The sequence below is a fragment of the Arthrobacter sp. 05N429 genome (genome assembly GCF_056397045.1).
This window is the reverse complement of sequence record NZ_JBFTMQ010000032.1, coordinates 1-1,493: the sequence shown is the minus strand read 5'-3', so window position 1 is coordinate 1,493 and position 1,493 is coordinate 1. Positions and strand designations below refer to the sequence as shown.

Sequence of the window (1,493 nt, the reverse complement as noted above, 5' to 3'; positions counted from 1 at the left end):
CTCGCCGGTCCGCGCGGCGGCATCATCCTCTCCAACGACGCCGACATCGCCAAGAAGATCAACTCGGCCGTGTTCCCCGGCCAGCAGGGCGGCCCGCTGGAGCACGTCATCGCCGGCAAGGCCGTGGCCTTCAAGATCGCCGCGTCCCCGGAGTTCAAGGAACGCCAGGAGCGCGTGCTCTCCGGCGCCCGGATCCTCGCGGACCGGCTGGTCCAGCCGGACGTCACCGCCAAGGGCATCAACGTGATCTCCGGCGGCACCGACGTGCACCTGGTCCTCGTGGACCTGCGCAACTGCGAACTCAATGGCCAGGAGGCCGAGGACCGCCTCGCGGAAATCGACATCACGGTCAACCGCAACGCCGTCCCCTTCGACCCGCGCCCGCCGATGGTCACCTCGGGCCTGCGCATCGGCACGCCCGCGCTGGCCACCCGCGGTTTCGGCGAGGCGGCTTTCGCGGAAGTCGCGGATATCATCGCTGAGGCCCTGATCGCCGACGCCGGCGCCGACCTGTCCGGTCTGCGCTCCCGGGTGGAGGCCCTCGCCGCCGCCCACCCGCTCTACCCCTCCTTATAGCCCGTCCAGGTAGTTGAGCCCGTCGAAGCATTGGGGGTTCGGCGGGCCCAACCACCGACATTCGAAGCATGACCAAGTAAGGAACCGACAATGGCTGTTGGAGTCTTTGACCTTTTTTCCATCGGAATAGGGCCCTCGAGCTCCCACACGGTGGGACCGATGCGGGCCGCCGCGGTGTTTGCCGAAGAACTCAAGTCCCTCGGCAAGCTGGCAGAGGTGGCGTCGCTGCGAGTGGACCTCTACGGCTCCCTCGCCGCGACCGGCCACGGCCACGGCACCATGACTGCCATCCTGCTGGGGCTGGAGGGTTTCCACCCCGAGCTGATCCTCCCCGAGGAGGTGGAAGACCGGCTCGCCACGATTGCCGGGACCGGTATCCTGCAGCTTGCCGGCGCCGTGTCCTTGCCCTATGGCGTGAAGGACATGGTTCTGCGCCCCCTGACCATCCTCCCGCGGCACACCAACGGCATGACGTTCACCGTGTCCGGTGCCGACGGCGAGGTCCTGCACAGCGTCACTTTCTTCTCCGTCGGCGGCGGCTTCATCGTCCGCGAAGGCGAGGAGGACGCCGCGCAGAAAGAACTCGAGGAATCCAAGAAGGAACTGCCGCTGCCGTTCCGTACGGCCGCGGAGCTGCTGGAACACTGCCGGAAGACTTCGCTGAGCATCAGCGAGGTGATGAGGGTCAACGAAGAGGACAGCCGGACGGAAGAGGAAATCCGCGAAGGCCTGCTGCACATTTACTCGGTGATGGAAGGCTGCGTCGAAGTCAGCCTCAAGCGCGAGGGGCTGCTGCCCGGCGGACTCAAGGTCCGCCGTCGCGCCCCCGACTGGCATGAACGCCTCATGAAAGAGGACAAGGACCGGGACCCGAAGTACTGGCAGGAGTGGGTCAACCTGATCGCCCTCGCCGTGAA

2 protein-coding genes are annotated in these 1,493 nt (G+C 66.6%); both read left to right on the top strand.

The genetic code is table 11. The features are described from left to right. A partial coding sequence (locus tag AC1DF4_RS19125) for a PLP-dependent aminotransferase family protein (RefSeq protein WP_476914352.1) occupies window positions 1-576 on the top strand: 576 nt, incomplete at its 5' end. A gap of 90 nt (window positions 577-666) precedes the next feature. Beyond that, window positions 667-1,493: serine dehydratase beta chain (locus AC1DF4_RS19120; protein WP_476914351.1), on the top strand; the 827-nt coding region annotated here is incomplete at its 3' end.